This is a genomic window from Burkholderia puraquae, from assembly GCF_002099195.1.
GTDB lineage: Bacteria > Pseudomonadota > Gammaproteobacteria > Burkholderiales > Burkholderiaceae > Burkholderia > Burkholderia puraquae.
The window spans coordinates 1-13273 of the sequence record NZ_NBYX01000009.1 but is presented as its reverse complement, the minus strand read 5'-3'; the positions used below and the strand labels follow the sequence as shown (position 1 = coordinate 13273).

Below are 13273 nucleotides of genomic sequence, written 5' to 3'. Positions count from 1 at the left end.
ACCATTCCGTCCGATCGAGCTCCAGGATGTCGTCTGCCCGTCGCGCGCCGCACCGGCGCTTCTCCCGCTTCATCCGCACGGCCGCGGCCCTCGCCGCCGCCGTGGCGCTCGCCGCGTGCACGCACGACGAGCCGCGCTGGAACCTGACCAACGTTACCGGCCACCTGCCCGACCTGTCGTTCACGCTGACGGGCGGCGACGGCCGCCCCGTCGACGCCGATGCGTTCCACGGCCAGGTCGCGCTCGTCTACTTCGGCTACACGCACTGCCCCGATGTCTGCCCCGAAACGATGGCGCGACTGATGGAAGTGCTGGCGAAGCTCGGCCCGCAGGCAAACGACGTGCGCATCCTGTTCGTGTCGGTCGACCCTGCACGCGACACGCCGCAGGCAATGCAATCGTATGTCGCCGCATTCGACGCCGCGCATGCGCACGGGCTGACCGGCACCGACCGCCAGATCGAATCGCTCGCGAAGCGCTATCGCGTCGCGTACCAGATGGAAAAGCGCGATCCGTCCGGCGGCTACGAAGTCACGCACAGCTCGGCCGTCTACATCTTCGACGCGAGCGGCCGCGCCCGCCTGCTTGCGACCGACCGCGACTCACCCGACGCCATCGCCGCCGATGTGCGCCGGATCATCGACACCGCCTCCACGACCTGAATTCATCCCGACATGAAAATGAAAACGAAAACGACACTCAAGACGTTCGCCCTCCTCGCCGCGCTGTGCGCCGGCGCCCACGCGTATGCCGCCGGCGCGATCACCGCACAGAACGCATGGGTGCGCTGGCTGCCGAACAAGCTGCCCGCCGGCGGCTACGTGACGCTCGTGAACACCAGCGACAAGCCGGTCGACCTCGTCGACGTCGACAGCCCCGACTACGGAATGGCGATGCTGCACCAGACCGTTTCGAACGGCTCGACGCAGAAGATGGAAATGGTCGACAAGCTGACGATCCCCGCGCGCGGCAAGGTCGACATCGCGCCGGGCGGCTACCACTTCATGCTCGAGGAGCCGAAGCACGCGATCAAGCCGGGCGACACCGTGCACCTGCGCCTGAAATTCTCCGACGGTGAAACGGTCGATGCGCCGTTCGCCGTGAAATCGCCGGCCCAGGCGAAGTGATGCGCGCGCGATGAACCTCCTGTACTGGCTCGATCCGTGGGAACCGTCGCCGACCGTGGTGATCGCGGTGCTGGCCGCTGCCGTGCTGTTCGCGCGCGGCGTGAAGAAGGCGAAGGTGTCGCCGCTGCGGCAGTTCTCGTTCTGGTTCGGGCTGACGGCGCTCTACATCGCGCTGCATACGCGGCTCGACTATTTCTTCGAGCACGAGTTCTTCCTGCATCGCGCGCAGCATCTCGTGCTGCACCACCTCGGGCCGTTCTTCATCGCGCTGTCCTATCCGGGCGCGGCGATTCGCGCAGGCATCCCGTTTCGCTGGCGGCAGCGTTTCGTGCGCCCGGCGCTCGCGTGGGCGCCCGTGCGCGCGACGCTCGACGTGGTGTTCCATCCCGTCGTCGCGGTCGTGCTGTTCGTCGGGCTGATCTATTTCTGGCTGTTGTCGCCGATCCACTTCATCGCGATGCTCGACTGGCGCCTCTATCGCGTGATGAACTGGAGCATGGTGATCGACGGGCTGCTGTTCTGGTGGCTCGTCGTCGATCCGCGTCCCGCGCCGCCCGCGCGGTTGTCGCCGGGCCGCCGGATCCTGATCGTCGTCGCGGCGATCCCGCCGCAGATCGCGCTCGGCGCGCTCATCTTCTTCACGCCGCACGAGCTGTATCCGATCTATTCGATCTGCGGCCGTGCGTTCACGTGGCTGAGCCCGCTGCGCGACCAGCAGATCGGCGGCCTGCTGCTGTGGATCCCCGGCTCGATGATGAGCGTGATCGGCGCGCTGATCGCGCTGCGGCACTGGCTGCGGCTGTCCGCTCGCGGCCGCCTGATCGATGAACGGGCCGCGCCGCGCGCGGACCGGCCGTCGGTGGCACACGCCACGCACTGACCGCTGCGCAGCGCATCGCGCATTACGCGCGTGCGCTGCTCATCCACACGTGCGGGATGCCGTCCTCGTCGTGCACGTCCGAACTCGGCGCGAAGCCGAAGGCCCCGTAAAAACGCTGCAAGTGGGCCTGCGCATGCAGGCTCACCGGCGTATCCGGCCACTGCGCACGGATATGCTCGAGCGCGCGCGACAACAGTTCGTTGCCGAGGCCCGCGCCGCGAAATGCGGCGGTCGTCAGCACGCGGCCGATACGCACGTCGGTGTTCTGCGCATCGGGCAGCAGCACGCGCAGGTAGCCGGCCAGACGGCCGGCCGGATCGAATGCAGCCAGGTGCCATGCGGCCTGGTCCGCGTCGTCGATGTCGCGATACACGCAGTTCTGCTCGACGACGAACACCGCGCTACGTGCTTCGAGGATCGAATAGACTTCGCGCGCCGTCAGCGCGCCGAAGGATTTCCAGCGCCAGTCGAGATCGGCGGCGCTCAGGGATGCAGCGGATGCGTTCATGGTCGATCCTGATTCGGGCGCGCCGGCCGGCGCGCGGCAATCGTCGATTATGCCTCGAAGCGCACTCGACGCGCGACCGGCTGCCCGCGCGCAAAAAAAGGCCCCGCATTGCGCGGGGCCTGTCTGTCATGCCGGCATCTGGCCGAAGCGGCCACTGTTGAAGTCCTCGATCGCGGTGCGGATCTCCGCTTGCGAGTTCATCACGAACGGCCCGTAACCGACGACGGGTTCGTCGATCGGTTCGCCGCTCAGGATCAGCAGCTTCGCGTCGCCGTTCGCTTCGATCTCGACGTCGCTGCCGTCGCGGCCGAGCTGCACGAACTGCGCTTCACGGGCGACCGTCTCGCCGTTCACCTGCACGGTACCGCTCAGCACGACCACCGCGAGCGTGCGCCCTTCGGCAACCGGGAACCGCGCATGGCCGCCGGCCACGAGCCGCACGTCCCACACGTCGATCGGCGTATGCGTGCGGGCCGGGCCGCGTCGCCCGTCGAGCTCACCCGCGATGATCCGCGCACGCCCCGCGCCGTCCGGCAGCTCGACCACGGGGATGTCGGCGTTCAGCAGCGTCTGGTAGCCGGGCGCCCCCATCTTGTCCGCGGCGGGCAGGTTCACCCACAGCTGCACCATCTCGAGCGGGCCGCCACGCTTCGTGAACCCTTCCGAGTGGAATTCCTCATGCAGGATCCCGCTCGCGGCCGTCATCCACTGCACGTCGCCCGGGCCGATCACGCCGCCCGCGCCGGTCGAGTCGCGGTGGGCGACCTCGCCGTCATAGACGATCGTCACCGTCTCGAATCCGCGGTGCGGATGCTGGCCGACACCGCGCGGTGCCGCGGCCGAGCCCGGCTCGAACGTGGTCGGGCCGGCATAATCGAGCAACAGGAACGGGCTCAGGTGCGCGCCGTGAGACTGGTAGCTGAACATCGAACGCACCGGGAAACCGTCGCCGACCCAATGGCCGCGCGGCGCACTGTACACACCCTGGATCTTCTTCATTGCCTTCTCCGAATTGCGGCGAAACACGTGTTTCGCATCCTGAACAGGAATATAGAGGTGGAACGATCGATCCGGTAGACTGCCAAAATCGCACTCAGCGTTCCATTTCATGAACGATAAAGCGCGGGATCTGAACGATCTCTATTACTTCGTACAGGTCGTCGAACACGGCGGCTTCGCACCGGCCGGGCGTGCGCTCGACATGCCGAAATCGAAGCTGAGCCGCCGCATCGCGCTGCTCGAGGCACGGCTCGGGATGCGGCTGATCCAGCGCTCGACGCGCCGCTTCACGGTCACCGACGTCGGCCAGACTTATTACGCGCATTGCCGCGCGATGCTCGTCGAGGCCGATGCCGCCGACGAGGCGATCGCGCTGCTGCACGAGGAGCCACGCGGCATCGTGCGCGTCAGTTGCCCGATCGTGCTGCTCGATTCGCTGGTCGGCACGATGATCGCCGCGTTCATGGTCGCGTGCCCGCGCGTCGAGATTCACCTGGAAGCGACCAACCGGCGCGTCGACGTGGTCGGCGAAGGGATCGACGTCGCGATCCGCGTGCGCCCGCCGCCGCTCGAAGACAGCGATCTCGCGCTGCGCGTGCTGGCCGAGCGCGGCCAGTGCCTCGTCGCGAGCCCCGCGCTGCTGCGCGAGCATGGGGCACCGGCCGTTCCCGCCGATCTCGCGCGCCTGCCGAGCCTCGATCACGGCGCCCCGCAGTCCGCGCACGTGTGGCGGCTGCGCGGGCCCGACGGCGCTCACGCGGAAATCCATCACCAGCCGCGCTTCGTGACGGGCGGCATGCTCGCGCTGCGCGCGGCGGCCGTCGCGGGCGTCGGCATCGTGCAGTTGCCGACGATGATGGTGCGCGATGAGGTCGCGCGTGGCGAGCTGGCAGCCGTGCTGCCCGACTGGGCGCCGCGCCGCGAGATCGTGCATGCGGTATTCGCATCGCGCCGGGGGCTGCTGCCCGCGGTGCGCGCGCTGCTCGATTTTCTGGCGGAGCGGTTTGCCGAGCTCGAACCCGATTGAGCACGCCGCTTCACGCGTGACCGACCACGACCGGGCGCTGCAAACGATGCGCGCGTGCCGTAGACTCCGGTACGCGCATCGCGCATTCCACCACCCTGATCGCTTCCCGCCATGTTCACGCTGTCCAACGACCCCAACGCCTCCAAGGCCGATCAATACGCGACGCTCGTCGAGCAGGCGCGCGCGCTCGTCGAGTCCGAACGCGACCTGATCGCGAACGCGGCCAATTTCTCCGCACTCGTCTACCACTCGCTCGACCGTCTCAATTGGGCCGGCTTCTACTTCTTCGACGGGACGGAACTCGTGGTCGGGCCGTTCCAGGGCAAGCCTGCCTGCGTGCGGATCGCGCTCGGCAAGGGCGTGTGCGGCACCGCCGCGCAAACGCGCGAGACACAGGTCGTGCGCGACGTGCATGACTTCCCCGGCCATATCGCGTGCGACGCGGCGTCGGAATCGGAAATCGTCGTGCCGCTGGTGGCCGGCGACGGCACGCTGATCGGCGTGTGGGACGTCGACAGCCCGGTCGCCGCGCGCTTCGACGAGGAAGACCGCCGAGGAATGGAAGCGCTGTGCCGCGTGTTTGTCGAATCCGCATGGCACAAGGCGCGCGGTTGAGCGGCGGCCGAGTCGCGTTCATCTCCCGAGCCGCCGGGCGCCGCATTCGCGCGTGAATCGCGCCGCGCGACCTCGAACGCAAACGAAACGGGCCCCGCAAAAGGGGCCCGTTCCACTGTGCCGCCGCACCGCCCTTCGCGGCGCGCAGCGGCCGTCAGGCGGCGTGCGTGCCGGACAGCGCCGGGAATGCCTGCGGCGTCGCATCCTCGGTCAGCACCTCGAAGCCCGTTTCCGTCACCACGACCATGTGCTCCCATTGCGCCGACAGCGAATGGTCCTTCGTGACGACCGTCCAGCCGTCCGCCAGCATGCGCGTGTCGCGCTTGCCCGCGTTGAGCATCGGCTCGATCGTGAAGATCATCCCCGGCCGAAGCGGCACGCCGGTGCCCGGGCGGCCGTAATGAAGCACCTGCGGCTCGTCGTGATAGACATCGCCGATGCCATGCCCGCAATACTCGCGAACCACGCTGAATCCTTCGCGATGCGCGACCTGCTGGATCGCGTAGCCGACATCGCCGAGCGTTGCGCCCGGACGCACCGCGCGGATGCCCGCGTGCATCGCCTCATAGGTCGTCGCGACGAGCCGCCGCGCGAGTTCGTTCGGTTCGCCGACGAAGTACATGCGGCTCGTATCGCCGAACCAGCCATCCTTGATCACCGCGATGTCGAGGTTCACGATGTCGCCGTCGCGCAGCGGCCGCGACGTCGGAATGCCGTGACACACCACGTGGTTGACCGACGTGCACAGCGTCTTCGGATAACCGTGGTAGCCGATGTTCGCCGGGATCGCGCCGAGCACGTCGACGATGTATTCGCGGCAGCGAGCGTCCAGGTCATCGGTGGAGACGCCCGGCTTCACGTGCTCGGTAATCATCGTCAGCACCTGCGACGCGAGCTTCGCGGCTTCGCGCGACTTGGCGATTTCTGCGGCGCCGCGGATCGGGATTTCGCGCTTCGCCATTACGCCACCTGCTCGATGCGGTGCTCGACCGGTTCCGCCGGCCCCGCCTCACCGCCCCGTGTTTCGGCCTCGATCAGCATCCGGCAGATGTCGCCGTAGGACAGCGCCGGATTGAGTTCCGCCAGCATCCCGACGCGCAGCCAGTGTTCGGCCTGCGCGTTGATCGAGCGGCTCAGCGCCGTGCTGGTCGAGCGCAGCCGTTCGTGCATATGCTCGGAAATCTTGATGATGCCCATATATCCCCAATTAAACGAAACGTAGTCGATTCGTATATTACGCCGCACACGACCACCGGGCAAGCCATTCGGATTCCGTCGTGTCGTTGACATCGAATTCCAGTTTGCTGGAAAATAAATCCACCATGAAAGAATCAGTCACCGCCGTTGCCGACGACACCGGGATCAATGAACGCATCGCCCGGCGCGTACGCGACCTGCGCACCGTACGAGGCTACACGCTCGATGCGCTGGCCGCTCGCTCCGGCGTCAGCCGTTCGATGATCTCGCTCATCGAACGCGCATCGGCCAGCCCGACGGCCGTCGTGCTCGACAAGCTTGCCGCCGGGCTCGGCGTCTCGCTGGCCGGGCTGTTCGGCGGCGACCAGGGCGACACGCCCGCGCAGCCGCTGGCACGCCGCGCGCAGCAGGCCGAATGGCGAGATCCGGCGTCCGGCTATGTGCGCCGCAATCTCTCCCCGGCCGGCTGGCCGTCGCCGATTCAGCTCGTCGAAGTGGATTTCCCGCCCGGTGCGCGCGTCGCGTACGACAGTGGCGGACGCGAAAGCGCGCTGCATCAGCAGGTGTGGATCATCAGCGGCCGCGTCGATGTCACGTTCGGCGACGCGCTTCACGAACTTCACGCAGGCGACTGCCTGGCCATGCGGCTCGACCAGCCGCTGATTTTCAGCAACCCGTCGTCGCATGCCGCGCGCTATGTCGTCGTGATCTGCGATGCGTCCGCCGCCGGCGTGCGGAACCTCTGATGAACGCGTCGTCGCAGCAGCCGTGCGCGCGCCCTTCTTACTGCCCACAGGAGCTGGTATGAATTCCCCGAAACAGCGCGACGACGTGCGCCTGATCGATTGCAGCGAGGCCGAGCATGCACCGGCCATCCTCGAGATCCTGAACGACGCGATCGCGAACTCGACCGCGCTGTACGACTACAAGCCGCGTGCGCCGGAAGCGATGGCCGCCTGGTTCGCGGCGAAGCGCGCCGGCGGCTTCCCGGTCATCGGTGCGGTCGACGCGTCGGGCACGCTGCTGGGCTTTGCGAGCTGGGGCACGTTCCGCGCGTTTCCCGCCTACAAGTACACGGTCGAACACAGCGTGTACGTGCATCGCGACCAGCGCGGCCGCGGGCTTGGCGAGGTGCTGCTGCGTGAAGTGGTCCGGCGCGCGCGCGCAGCGCAAGTGCACGTGGTGGTCGGCTGCATCGATGCAACCAATGCCGGAAGCATCGCACTGCATACGAAGCTCGGATTCATGCACTCGGGCACGATCACGCAGGCGGGATTCAAGTTCGGCCGGTGGCTCGACGCGGCGTTCTATCAATTGACGCTCGAAACGCCGACGCAGCCGGTGGATGGCTGAACGAATCGCGCGACAAACGAGCGGCATCGCGTCGCCGGAGCCCGCTCGAGCATCTCGCTTCATGCACCGAAAATAAAAGAAGCCCGCTCATAGCGGGCTTTTTGTCTTTCGGACCGTGCTACGGGTGCATGCTCCTGGAGAGCCGCTGCCCGTCGCGCACGAAACCATGATGCGCATAAAAGCGATGAGCGTCCGGGCGTTGATCGCCACTCGTCACCTCCAGCTTCACGCATCGGCCGCTCTCAAACCAACGTTCTGCCGCCGCCATCAGTGCACCGCCAATTCCGCATCCCCGGTGATGCGCGTCAACGACCATGCTCGTGACGCGCCCGAGATTTCCGGCAGCATGAAAGAGCGGAAGGATGTGCAGGCTGATACTGCCGACGACCTCGCCACCCAGAGTCGCCACGCAAACCCGGCCACCCGGCTTGTCGGCCAGGAACTGCAACTTTTCATGAATCAGTGCGGGCGTCGCCTCATATCCAAGCTGGCACAGCAGCCTCGCGATTGCGGCGCAATCGGATAGCCGCGCCTCTCTCGTTTCGAGCCCCGGAGTATTCAATTCGCTTCACCTGGTATCGCCATCGACAGCCTCGACGTCTCGCGCAGGACTCCCCCCCCGCCGATCGCGCCATGCTACCGCACCCGCCCCGCCCGCATCACGACCCACCTCTGCAACGAACGCAGAAAAAAGAAAAGCCCCGCCGAAGCGGGGCTTTATCTGGAGGCGCGAGCCGGAGTCGAACCGGCCTAAACGGCTTTGCAGGCCGTCATTATCTATTATTAATCAATGGCATATGCGCAATAACCATCCAATTTAACCACCCAGCACCCCACCCCCAAAGTGACTTTGATCGGTGAATCACGTTCGCATAAAAATGTTCATGTGCGCCTCGCCACGCTTGCGCGCAAGTTCGTCAGAATCATTACGCGCAACCTCACACCGCTTTTCATTTCATGACCGGGCGACGCTGCTAAAATTGCCGCTACATAGCCGGGGAAGCCGTCCCCGTGAGAGCGCGGGCCATCAAGGGCTTGCAAAAAAACAACAAGATGGAAAACGCATGAACATGACCGAAGTGGCTCAGGCGATTCGTGGCGGCCTGATCCAGCAAGATCGCCTGCTCAAGACGAGCATCCCATCGCTGCCGGAGAATGCGCTTGTTCCGCGCAGAGCTGTGACTTATTCCGAGCTTGGCCGTGACTTCAGTGTCACGCTCGACATGGTATCCACGGCAGGCGATATCGAGCTCAAAACGTTGATCGCTCAGCCGATGACCCTTTGGTTGCAGCAAGCGAACAAGTCTTATCTACCCATCAACGGATACATCCATACAGCTCGCAAACTTGGTTCTGACGGAAGCCTTTCAAGTTACCAGTTGGCTTTTGCTTCATGGATGCATTTCCTCAAATTCCGCAGCGATATGCGGTACTGGCAGGACACAAGCGTTGACGCCATCCTCACCGATGTATTCAATGCGCATCCGCAAGCGCGAGGGCAATTCGAATTCGCCTTGGTGAAGACGTTACCCTCGCGCTCGTATTGCCGTCAGAGTGAGACGGACTGGAATTTTGTCCATCGATTGATGGAAGAAGAAGGCTTGTTCGGCTTTTGGCGTCACGACAACGAAGGGAAGTCGCATAGGTTTATCGTGACCGACGACATTTACTCGCTTGATGAGGTCTTGCCCAAACAAGTCGGATTCTCGAGATCGGGCACAAGTAGAGAAACGGCCGCATTTACGCAATGGGCAGGGTCGCGGACATTGCAGAGTACCGTGTACACGACACGCACGTTCGACTATAAAGCGCCGTCCTCTCTGGCCAATCCAAAAGGTACGACGCTGCCGACGACGGCCGGTCAAGGAAATTTGCCGGAGCAGACTGAAGTCTACGAATATACCGGTGCCTACACCTATTTGAACCAGGATCGCGGTGAGCATCTTTCGAAGATTCACCTAGAAGAATGGGAGTCGAGGGCAAAGCGATTCCTCGGTATCGGAGGTGTTCGGGCTATCGATGCCGGCCGTCGCTTCATTCTCACTGGCCATCCTGAGCACGATCAAGATCAAGCCGGGCAGCGAGAATTCGCTGCGATCAAAGTGCGTCGGTACATTGAGAACAACCTGCCGTTATCGAATCACGAAGCGAACTTTCCGTATAGCTTGCAGAGCGAACTAGCGCAGGCGAAGTTCGAACAAACGGGAGAGGTCGTCACTCACGAAGACGGCTCGGCTGGTTTTTATCTAGTCGAAGTCGAGGCGCAGCGCGTGACGGTTCCGTATAGGAGCCCGTTCGAGCACAAGAAGCCAACGATGGAGTTAGAGACGGCAATCGTCGTTGGGCCGCAGGGCGAAGAGGTGTACACGGATGCATTGAATCGCGTAAAGGTCATGTTCGTTTGGGACCGACAGAACTCAGGAAACGCAAATGCCTCGTGCTGGGTGAGAGTCGCGCAGTCAGACACCGGCGGCGGCTACGGAAGCGTGCACGTTCCGAGAGTCGGTGAGGAAGTCCTAGTGGGCTACATAGGCGGAGATTGTGATAGGCCTATAGTCCTGCATCGTGTCTACAACGGTAGCGTTCAGCCGCAATGGCATAGCAATGGCATCTTGTCCGGCTACCGTTCGAAGGAGTATTCGGGGAGCGGTTATAACGAGATGGTCCTTGACGATGCGACAGGACAGAATCGAGCCAGACTGTTCAGCAGTACGGGGAACAGCTTGCTTCACCTCGGATATCTGATCGAGCAAAACGGCAACACACGCGGTGCAATTCTTGGTTCAGGCTTCGACTTGAAGACGGACTTGTCTGGTGCCGTACGTGCCGCAAAGGGGCTGTACGTTACGACACATCAGAAGCATGCAAACAGCCTGCAGCTTGACGTCCGCGAGGCGCAACAGCAACTCGTGGACGCAGAAAGCACCATCGAAGCGATGTCGCAGGCCAGCCAGACGCATCAGGCAGAAAGTCTGGCAGAGGGGCACGATGCGCTGAAGAAATTTACCGATGCGACACAAGACCGTATAGAAGGCTCACATGCTGGAGGCAGGACAGCAGGTGGTGGCACCGGCAGTGCGAACGGATTCCGGCAGCCCCTCATGCTGATTGCGAGCCCCTCCGGTATTGCATTGTCGACTCAGCAATCGGTGCACGTGTCGAGCGATCAGCATACCAATTTCGTTAGTGGGCAGAGCGTATTCATTGCCAGCGGGAAATCGCTAGTTGCGAGCGTCGCAGAGAAAATCAGCCTGTTTGTGCAGAACGCCGGGATGAAGCTGTTTGCTGCGAAGGGGAAAGTGGAGGTGAACGCGCAGGACGACAACATCGAGTTGATCGCGCAGAAGACGGTGAAGGTGCTGTCGGCCACGGCGACGATTGAGGGAGTAGCCAAAGAGGAAATTCTGCTGACATCCGGCGGAGCATATATTCGAATCAAGGATGGCAATATCGAAATTCATGCGCCGGGTAAAATCGATATTAAGGGCAGCCAGCACTCGTTTAGTGGCCCAGCGAGCATGAGCTATGCGTTGCCAGCTTTCTCTGCGACTTCCTCTGATGACGAGATTGTCGAACAGAGTTTCGTGTTATTGGAGAATGGAACCACGCCGGTCGAAGGATATCACTACGACCTGTTTAGCGATGACGATCTCCACACGAAAAAAGGAAAATATGCCTCCGGAGAAACGGTGAGTGTTTCAGGGCAATCTTCCCTAAAACTAGTCACGTGGATTGCAGGAGATTCAGCAAGGAAAAGCGCATGAGCAATTCAAATCCCTCTAGCACACAGCAGCCAGCCAGTCCTGCAGCGCCTGCGAGTCCCGCGGCGCCTGCCAGCACCCCAGCGCCCGCCAGCCCCGCAGCGCCAGCCAGCTCTCCAGCGCCCGCCAGCCCCGCAGCGCCAGCCAGTGCTCCAGCGCCTGCCAGTGCTCCAGCGCCTGCCAGTGCTCCAGCGGCAGCACCGCCTGTCGATGCCCAGACAAAGCTACTTGCAGCGATGGCTTACGGAGAAGCATCTTTGCAGAACAATTCCGATGAAATGATGGCTATCGCAAGTGTGCTTGTTCGACAACGTGATGCGCGAGGCTATTCCGACATGGCCACATTTACAAAAAACGATCCAACATTCTCATTCGTGGTTGGCGATGGCAATGCACGCTACAACAGCATGATGAAGGCGACGGATGACCAAATCGCGAAGAATCCCGCCATGCAGGCCGCGATCGACGCTGCCCGCAACGCACTTGCGGGCGGCCCAGATAAATCGAACGGCGCTTATTTTTGGGATGGCGCGGACATCAAAACAAATTACAACAACCATTTTAAGGTGAGGCACGGAATTAAAATTACCGACCCGAGCCACAATATATACGATATCAAGGATTCGACAAAACTCGTAATTTTATACAAAATAATAAAGAAGAAAGACAAGAAGACTAAAAAAGTGGAGACCGAAAAGGTGGAAACGGGACGTTACGATCACGCTTACGATTCAACAGCAGGTGTCGGCGGCACAATTTTTTGGAAATACAACCAGCAGTACCTAGACGTTACGCGCGGGAGCGAATACCGATGAAGAAGAGTATTTTCGCTGTATCGATCATGGTCGTCGCCAGCATCGGATGGGCTGCCCCCCCGAGCGAAAGCTTGGTTAAAAGTTGTCTTCTAGCGCAGTCGGTTGCGCCCTCCGTCACCATCCAAAACATCGATGTGGATGAGGTTCTACAACAGGATGATTACGCAGACGGATTCAACGCTAGTTACCTATTCAAATACAAAGGCATCGATATTGGATACGCAGACGGAAAATCCGATCAAGCATTGATCTATTCCGGTAATATTTACCGATTTTCCAGATCCATATCCGTTCGGAATAACGGTGAAATTAAACCCACCTCATTTAACCCAACACTGGCCCAATGGAGCATTGCAAAAGACGGCAATCAGCGATATGTCTGCGTCAGCTTTAACTTTGAAGGGCTTGGGCAGAGTGGCTCGTTTCAAAATGTACACGGTGGATATCTCCTGAATTCAAAAACCAAAAAATTATATTTTGCTGTGCGCGACGTTAAGCAGCGTTCCTGACATGTTCATCTGCTTAAGCGCCTCCTATCCCGCCTTCGCCTATCCGTGAGTATGATGCCGGCGCGATTGCACGCCCCGGCATCATCGGTTAGAACAATCCAACCGGCTGAGCGGCATCATCCCAACTGAAGATGATCAACTCGTTTCGCTCAACGCCCCTCCCACCGCCGACCGTGTATTGAATCGGCACGGTCTCGATGTGAAAGCCGTCGAACACGCGCCGAATGTCGGGATGGTCATTGAGGCTCACGATCGTGACCTTGACCTGAGGCGGAATTTTGTGACCAATCAGGCAGTGAGTCTCGCGTCGATATTATCGGAATCCAGCCAGGCTCGACGGACCGTGGCAGGAGGTTGATAGCGATGAGCGCTATGGGGCCGACGCTCGTTGTAAAACTGTCGCCAGCGTTCGATGAGTACCTTGGCCTCGGCCCGGCTGCGGAACCATTCGCGATTCAGCAATTCGTCGCGCAGCTTGCCGT

The 13273-nt window shown here is 62.1% G+C and carries 17 protein-coding genes and 1 pseudogene; 10 read left to right on the top strand and 8 right to left on the bottom strand.

Going from position 1 to position 13273, the window contains the following annotated elements; genetic code table 11:
- The first annotated feature begins 26 nt into the window (after positions 1-26).
- The 3 genes from B7G54_RS18410 to B7G54_RS18400 are packed head-to-tail and all read left to right on the top strand — an operon-like array spanning position 27 to position 2007.
- Positions 27-662: an SCO family protein gene (locus B7G54_RS18410; RefSeq protein WP_085040379.1), complete on the top strand. Its 636-nt coding sequence runs from the start codon at positions 27-29 to the stop codon at positions 660-662.
- 18 nt (positions 663-680) lie between these two features.
- Positions 681-1127 (top strand): copper chaperone PCu(A)C, encoded by a 447-nt coding sequence (locus tag B7G54_RS18405; RefSeq protein ID WP_048249512.1) that lies wholly within the window; start codon positions 681-683, stop codon positions 1125-1127.
- Between the two features lie 10 nt (positions 1128-1137).
- Positions 1138-2007 (top strand): cytochrome c oxidase assembly protein, encoded by an 870-nt coding sequence (locus tag B7G54_RS18400; RefSeq protein WP_085040377.1) that lies wholly within the window; start codon positions 1138-1140, stop codon positions 2005-2007.
- A 22-nt stretch (positions 2008-2029) separates the two neighbouring features.
- Here the strand turns inward: B7G54_RS18400 and B7G54_RS18395 are convergent, their stop codons facing one another.
- Both B7G54_RS18395 and B7G54_RS18390 read right to left on the bottom strand, forming a co-directional pair.
- On the bottom strand, positions 2030-2515 hold the full coding sequence (locus B7G54_RS18395) for a GNAT family N-acetyltransferase (protein ID WP_085040376.1): 486 nt from the start codon (positions 2513-2515) through the stop codon (positions 2030-2032).
- Positions 2516-2641: 126 nt separating this feature from the next.
- On the bottom strand, positions 2642-3514 hold the full coding sequence (locus B7G54_RS18390) for a pirin family protein (protein ID WP_085040580.1): 873 nt from the start codon (positions 3512-3514) through the stop codon (positions 2642-2644).
- 109 nt (positions 3515-3623) lie between these two features.
- Between B7G54_RS18390 and B7G54_RS18385 the strand changes: the two genes are divergently transcribed.
- Entirely contained in the window at positions 3624-4541 is a 918-nt protein-coding gene (locus B7G54_RS18385; protein ID WP_085040375.1) for a LysR family transcriptional regulator, read from the top strand.
- Between the two features lie 111 nt (positions 4542-4652).
- Positions 4653-5156 carry a GAF domain-containing protein gene (locus B7G54_RS18380; RefSeq protein ID WP_085040374.1) on the top strand — a complete coding sequence of 168 codons (504 nt, stop codon included), beginning with the start codon at positions 4653-4655 and terminating at the stop codon, positions 5154-5156.
- A gap of 154 nt (positions 5157-5310) precedes the next feature.
- Here B7G54_RS18380 and map read toward each other — a convergent pair whose 3' ends face one another.
- Complete coding sequence (gene map, locus B7G54_RS18375; protein ID WP_085040373.1) at positions 5311-6117, bottom strand: type I methionyl aminopeptidase; 807 nt, start codon at positions 6115-6117, stop codon at positions 5311-5313.
- The gene (locus tag B7G54_RS18370) at positions 6117-6353 is read right to left on the bottom strand and encodes a ParD-like family protein (protein WP_085040372.1); all 237 of its coding nucleotides are present in this window, start codon (positions 6351-6353) and stop codon (positions 6117-6119) included. Before B7G54_RS18370 ends, map begins: the two co-directional genes overlap by 1 nt.
- A gap of 125 nt (positions 6354-6478) precedes the next feature.
- On the opposite strand from B7G54_RS18370, the gene B7G54_RS18365 reads away from it, so the two are divergent.
- Entirely contained in the window at positions 6479-7099 is a 621-nt protein-coding gene (locus tag B7G54_RS18365) for a helix-turn-helix domain-containing protein (RefSeq protein ID WP_085040371.1), read from the top strand.
- A gap of 58 nt (positions 7100-7157) precedes the next feature.
- A complete protein-coding gene (locus tag B7G54_RS18360; protein WP_085040370.1) occupies positions 7158-7706 on the top strand; it encodes a GNAT family N-acetyltransferase in 549 nt (182 codons plus the stop codon).
- Positions 7707-7824: 118 nt separating this feature from the next.
- Here B7G54_RS18360 and B7G54_RS18355 read toward each other — a convergent pair whose 3' ends face one another.
- Positions 7825-8268, bottom strand: coding sequence for a GNAT family N-acetyltransferase (locus B7G54_RS18355; RefSeq protein WP_085040369.1), 444 nt, complete (start codon positions 8266-8268; stop codon positions 7825-7827).
- 502 nt (positions 8269-8770) lie between these two features.
- On the opposite strand from B7G54_RS18355, the gene B7G54_RS18350 reads away from it, so the two are divergent.
- A complete protein-coding gene (locus B7G54_RS18350; protein ID WP_085040368.1) occupies positions 8771-11470 on the top strand; it encodes a type VI secretion system Vgr family protein in 2700 nt (899 codons plus the stop codon).
- A 15-nt stretch (positions 11471-11485) separates the two neighbouring features.
- On the opposite strand, the gene B7G54_RS38670 is transcribed toward B7G54_RS18350, so the two are convergent.
- Positions 11486-11668, bottom strand: a complete 183-nt coding sequence (locus tag B7G54_RS38670) for a hypothetical protein (protein ID WP_085040367.1) — start codon at positions 11666-11668, stop codon at positions 11486-11488.
- 56 nt (positions 11669-11724) lie between these two features.
- Here B7G54_RS38670 and B7G54_RS18340 point away from each other — a divergent pair, with 56 nt between their 5' ends.
- Complete coding sequence (locus tag B7G54_RS18340) at positions 11725-12282, top strand: hypothetical protein (RefSeq protein ID WP_244289378.1); 558 nt, start codon at positions 11725-11727, stop codon at positions 12280-12282.
- Positions 12279-12791 carry a hypothetical protein gene (locus B7G54_RS38665; protein WP_133059187.1) on the top strand — a complete coding sequence of 171 codons (513 nt, stop codon included), beginning with the start codon at positions 12279-12281 and terminating at the stop codon, positions 12789-12791. The genes B7G54_RS18340 and B7G54_RS38665 overlap by 4 nt, the downstream gene beginning before the upstream one ends.
- Before the next feature lie 88 nt (positions 12792-12879).
- On the opposite strand, the pseudogene B7G54_RS18335 reads toward B7G54_RS38665, so the two are convergent.
- A pseudogene (locus B7G54_RS18335) lies at positions 12880-13044 on the bottom strand (DNA adenine methylase); the annotation flags it as partial.
- Between the two features lie 35 nt (positions 13045-13079).
- The coding region (locus tag B7G54_RS18330) for an integrase core domain-containing protein (protein ID WP_085041208.1) at positions 13080-13273 on the bottom strand (194 nt) is incomplete at its 5' end.

Bases quoted from the DNA above. Each gene is read 5' to 3' on its own strand.
- map (WP_085040373.1), bottom strand. From the start codon at position 6,117: ATGGCGAAGCGCGAAATCCCGATCCGCGGCGCCGCAGAAATCGCCAAG.
- B7G54_RS18380 (WP_085040374.1), top strand. From the start codon at position 4,653: ATGTTCACGCTGTCCAACGACCCCAACGCCTCCAAGGCCGATCAATAC.
- B7G54_RS18360 (WP_085040370.1), top strand. From the start codon at position 7,158: ATGAATTCCCCGAAACAGCGCGACGACGTGCGCCTGATCGATTGCAGC.
- B7G54_RS18390 (WP_085040580.1), bottom strand. From the start codon at position 3,514: ATGAAGAAGATCCAGGGTGTGTACAGTGCGCCGCGCGGCCATTGGGTC.
- B7G54_RS18350 (WP_085040368.1), top strand. From the start codon at position 8,771: ATGAACATGACCGAAGTGGCTCAGGCGATTCGTGGCGGCCTGATCCAG.
- B7G54_RS18410 (WP_085040379.1), top strand. From the start codon at position 27: ATGTCGTCTGCCCGTCGCGCGCCGCACCGGCGCTTCTCCCGCTTCATC.
- B7G54_RS18400 (WP_085040377.1), top strand. From the start codon at position 1,138: ATGAACCTCCTGTACTGGCTCGATCCGTGGGAACCGTCGCCGACCGTG.
- B7G54_RS18395 (WP_085040376.1), bottom strand. From the start codon at position 2,515: ATGAACGCATCCGCTGCATCCCTGAGCGCCGCCGATCTCGACTGGCGC.
- B7G54_RS18370 (WP_085040372.1), bottom strand. From the start codon at position 6,353: ATGGGCATCATCAAGATTTCCGAGCATATGCACGAACGGCTGCGCTCG.
- B7G54_RS18385 (WP_085040375.1), top strand. From the start codon at position 3,624: ATGAACGATAAAGCGCGGGATCTGAACGATCTCTATTACTTCGTACAG.
- B7G54_RS18365 (WP_085040371.1), top strand. From the start codon at position 6,479: ATGAAAGAATCAGTCACCGCCGTTGCCGACGACACCGGGATCAATGAA.
- B7G54_RS18405 (WP_048249512.1), top strand. From the start codon at position 681: ATGAAAACGAAAACGACACTCAAGACGTTCGCCCTCCTCGCCGCGCTG.
- B7G54_RS38665 (WP_133059187.1), top strand. From the start codon at position 12,279: ATGAAGAAGAGTATTTTCGCTGTATCGATCATGGTCGTCGCCAGCATC.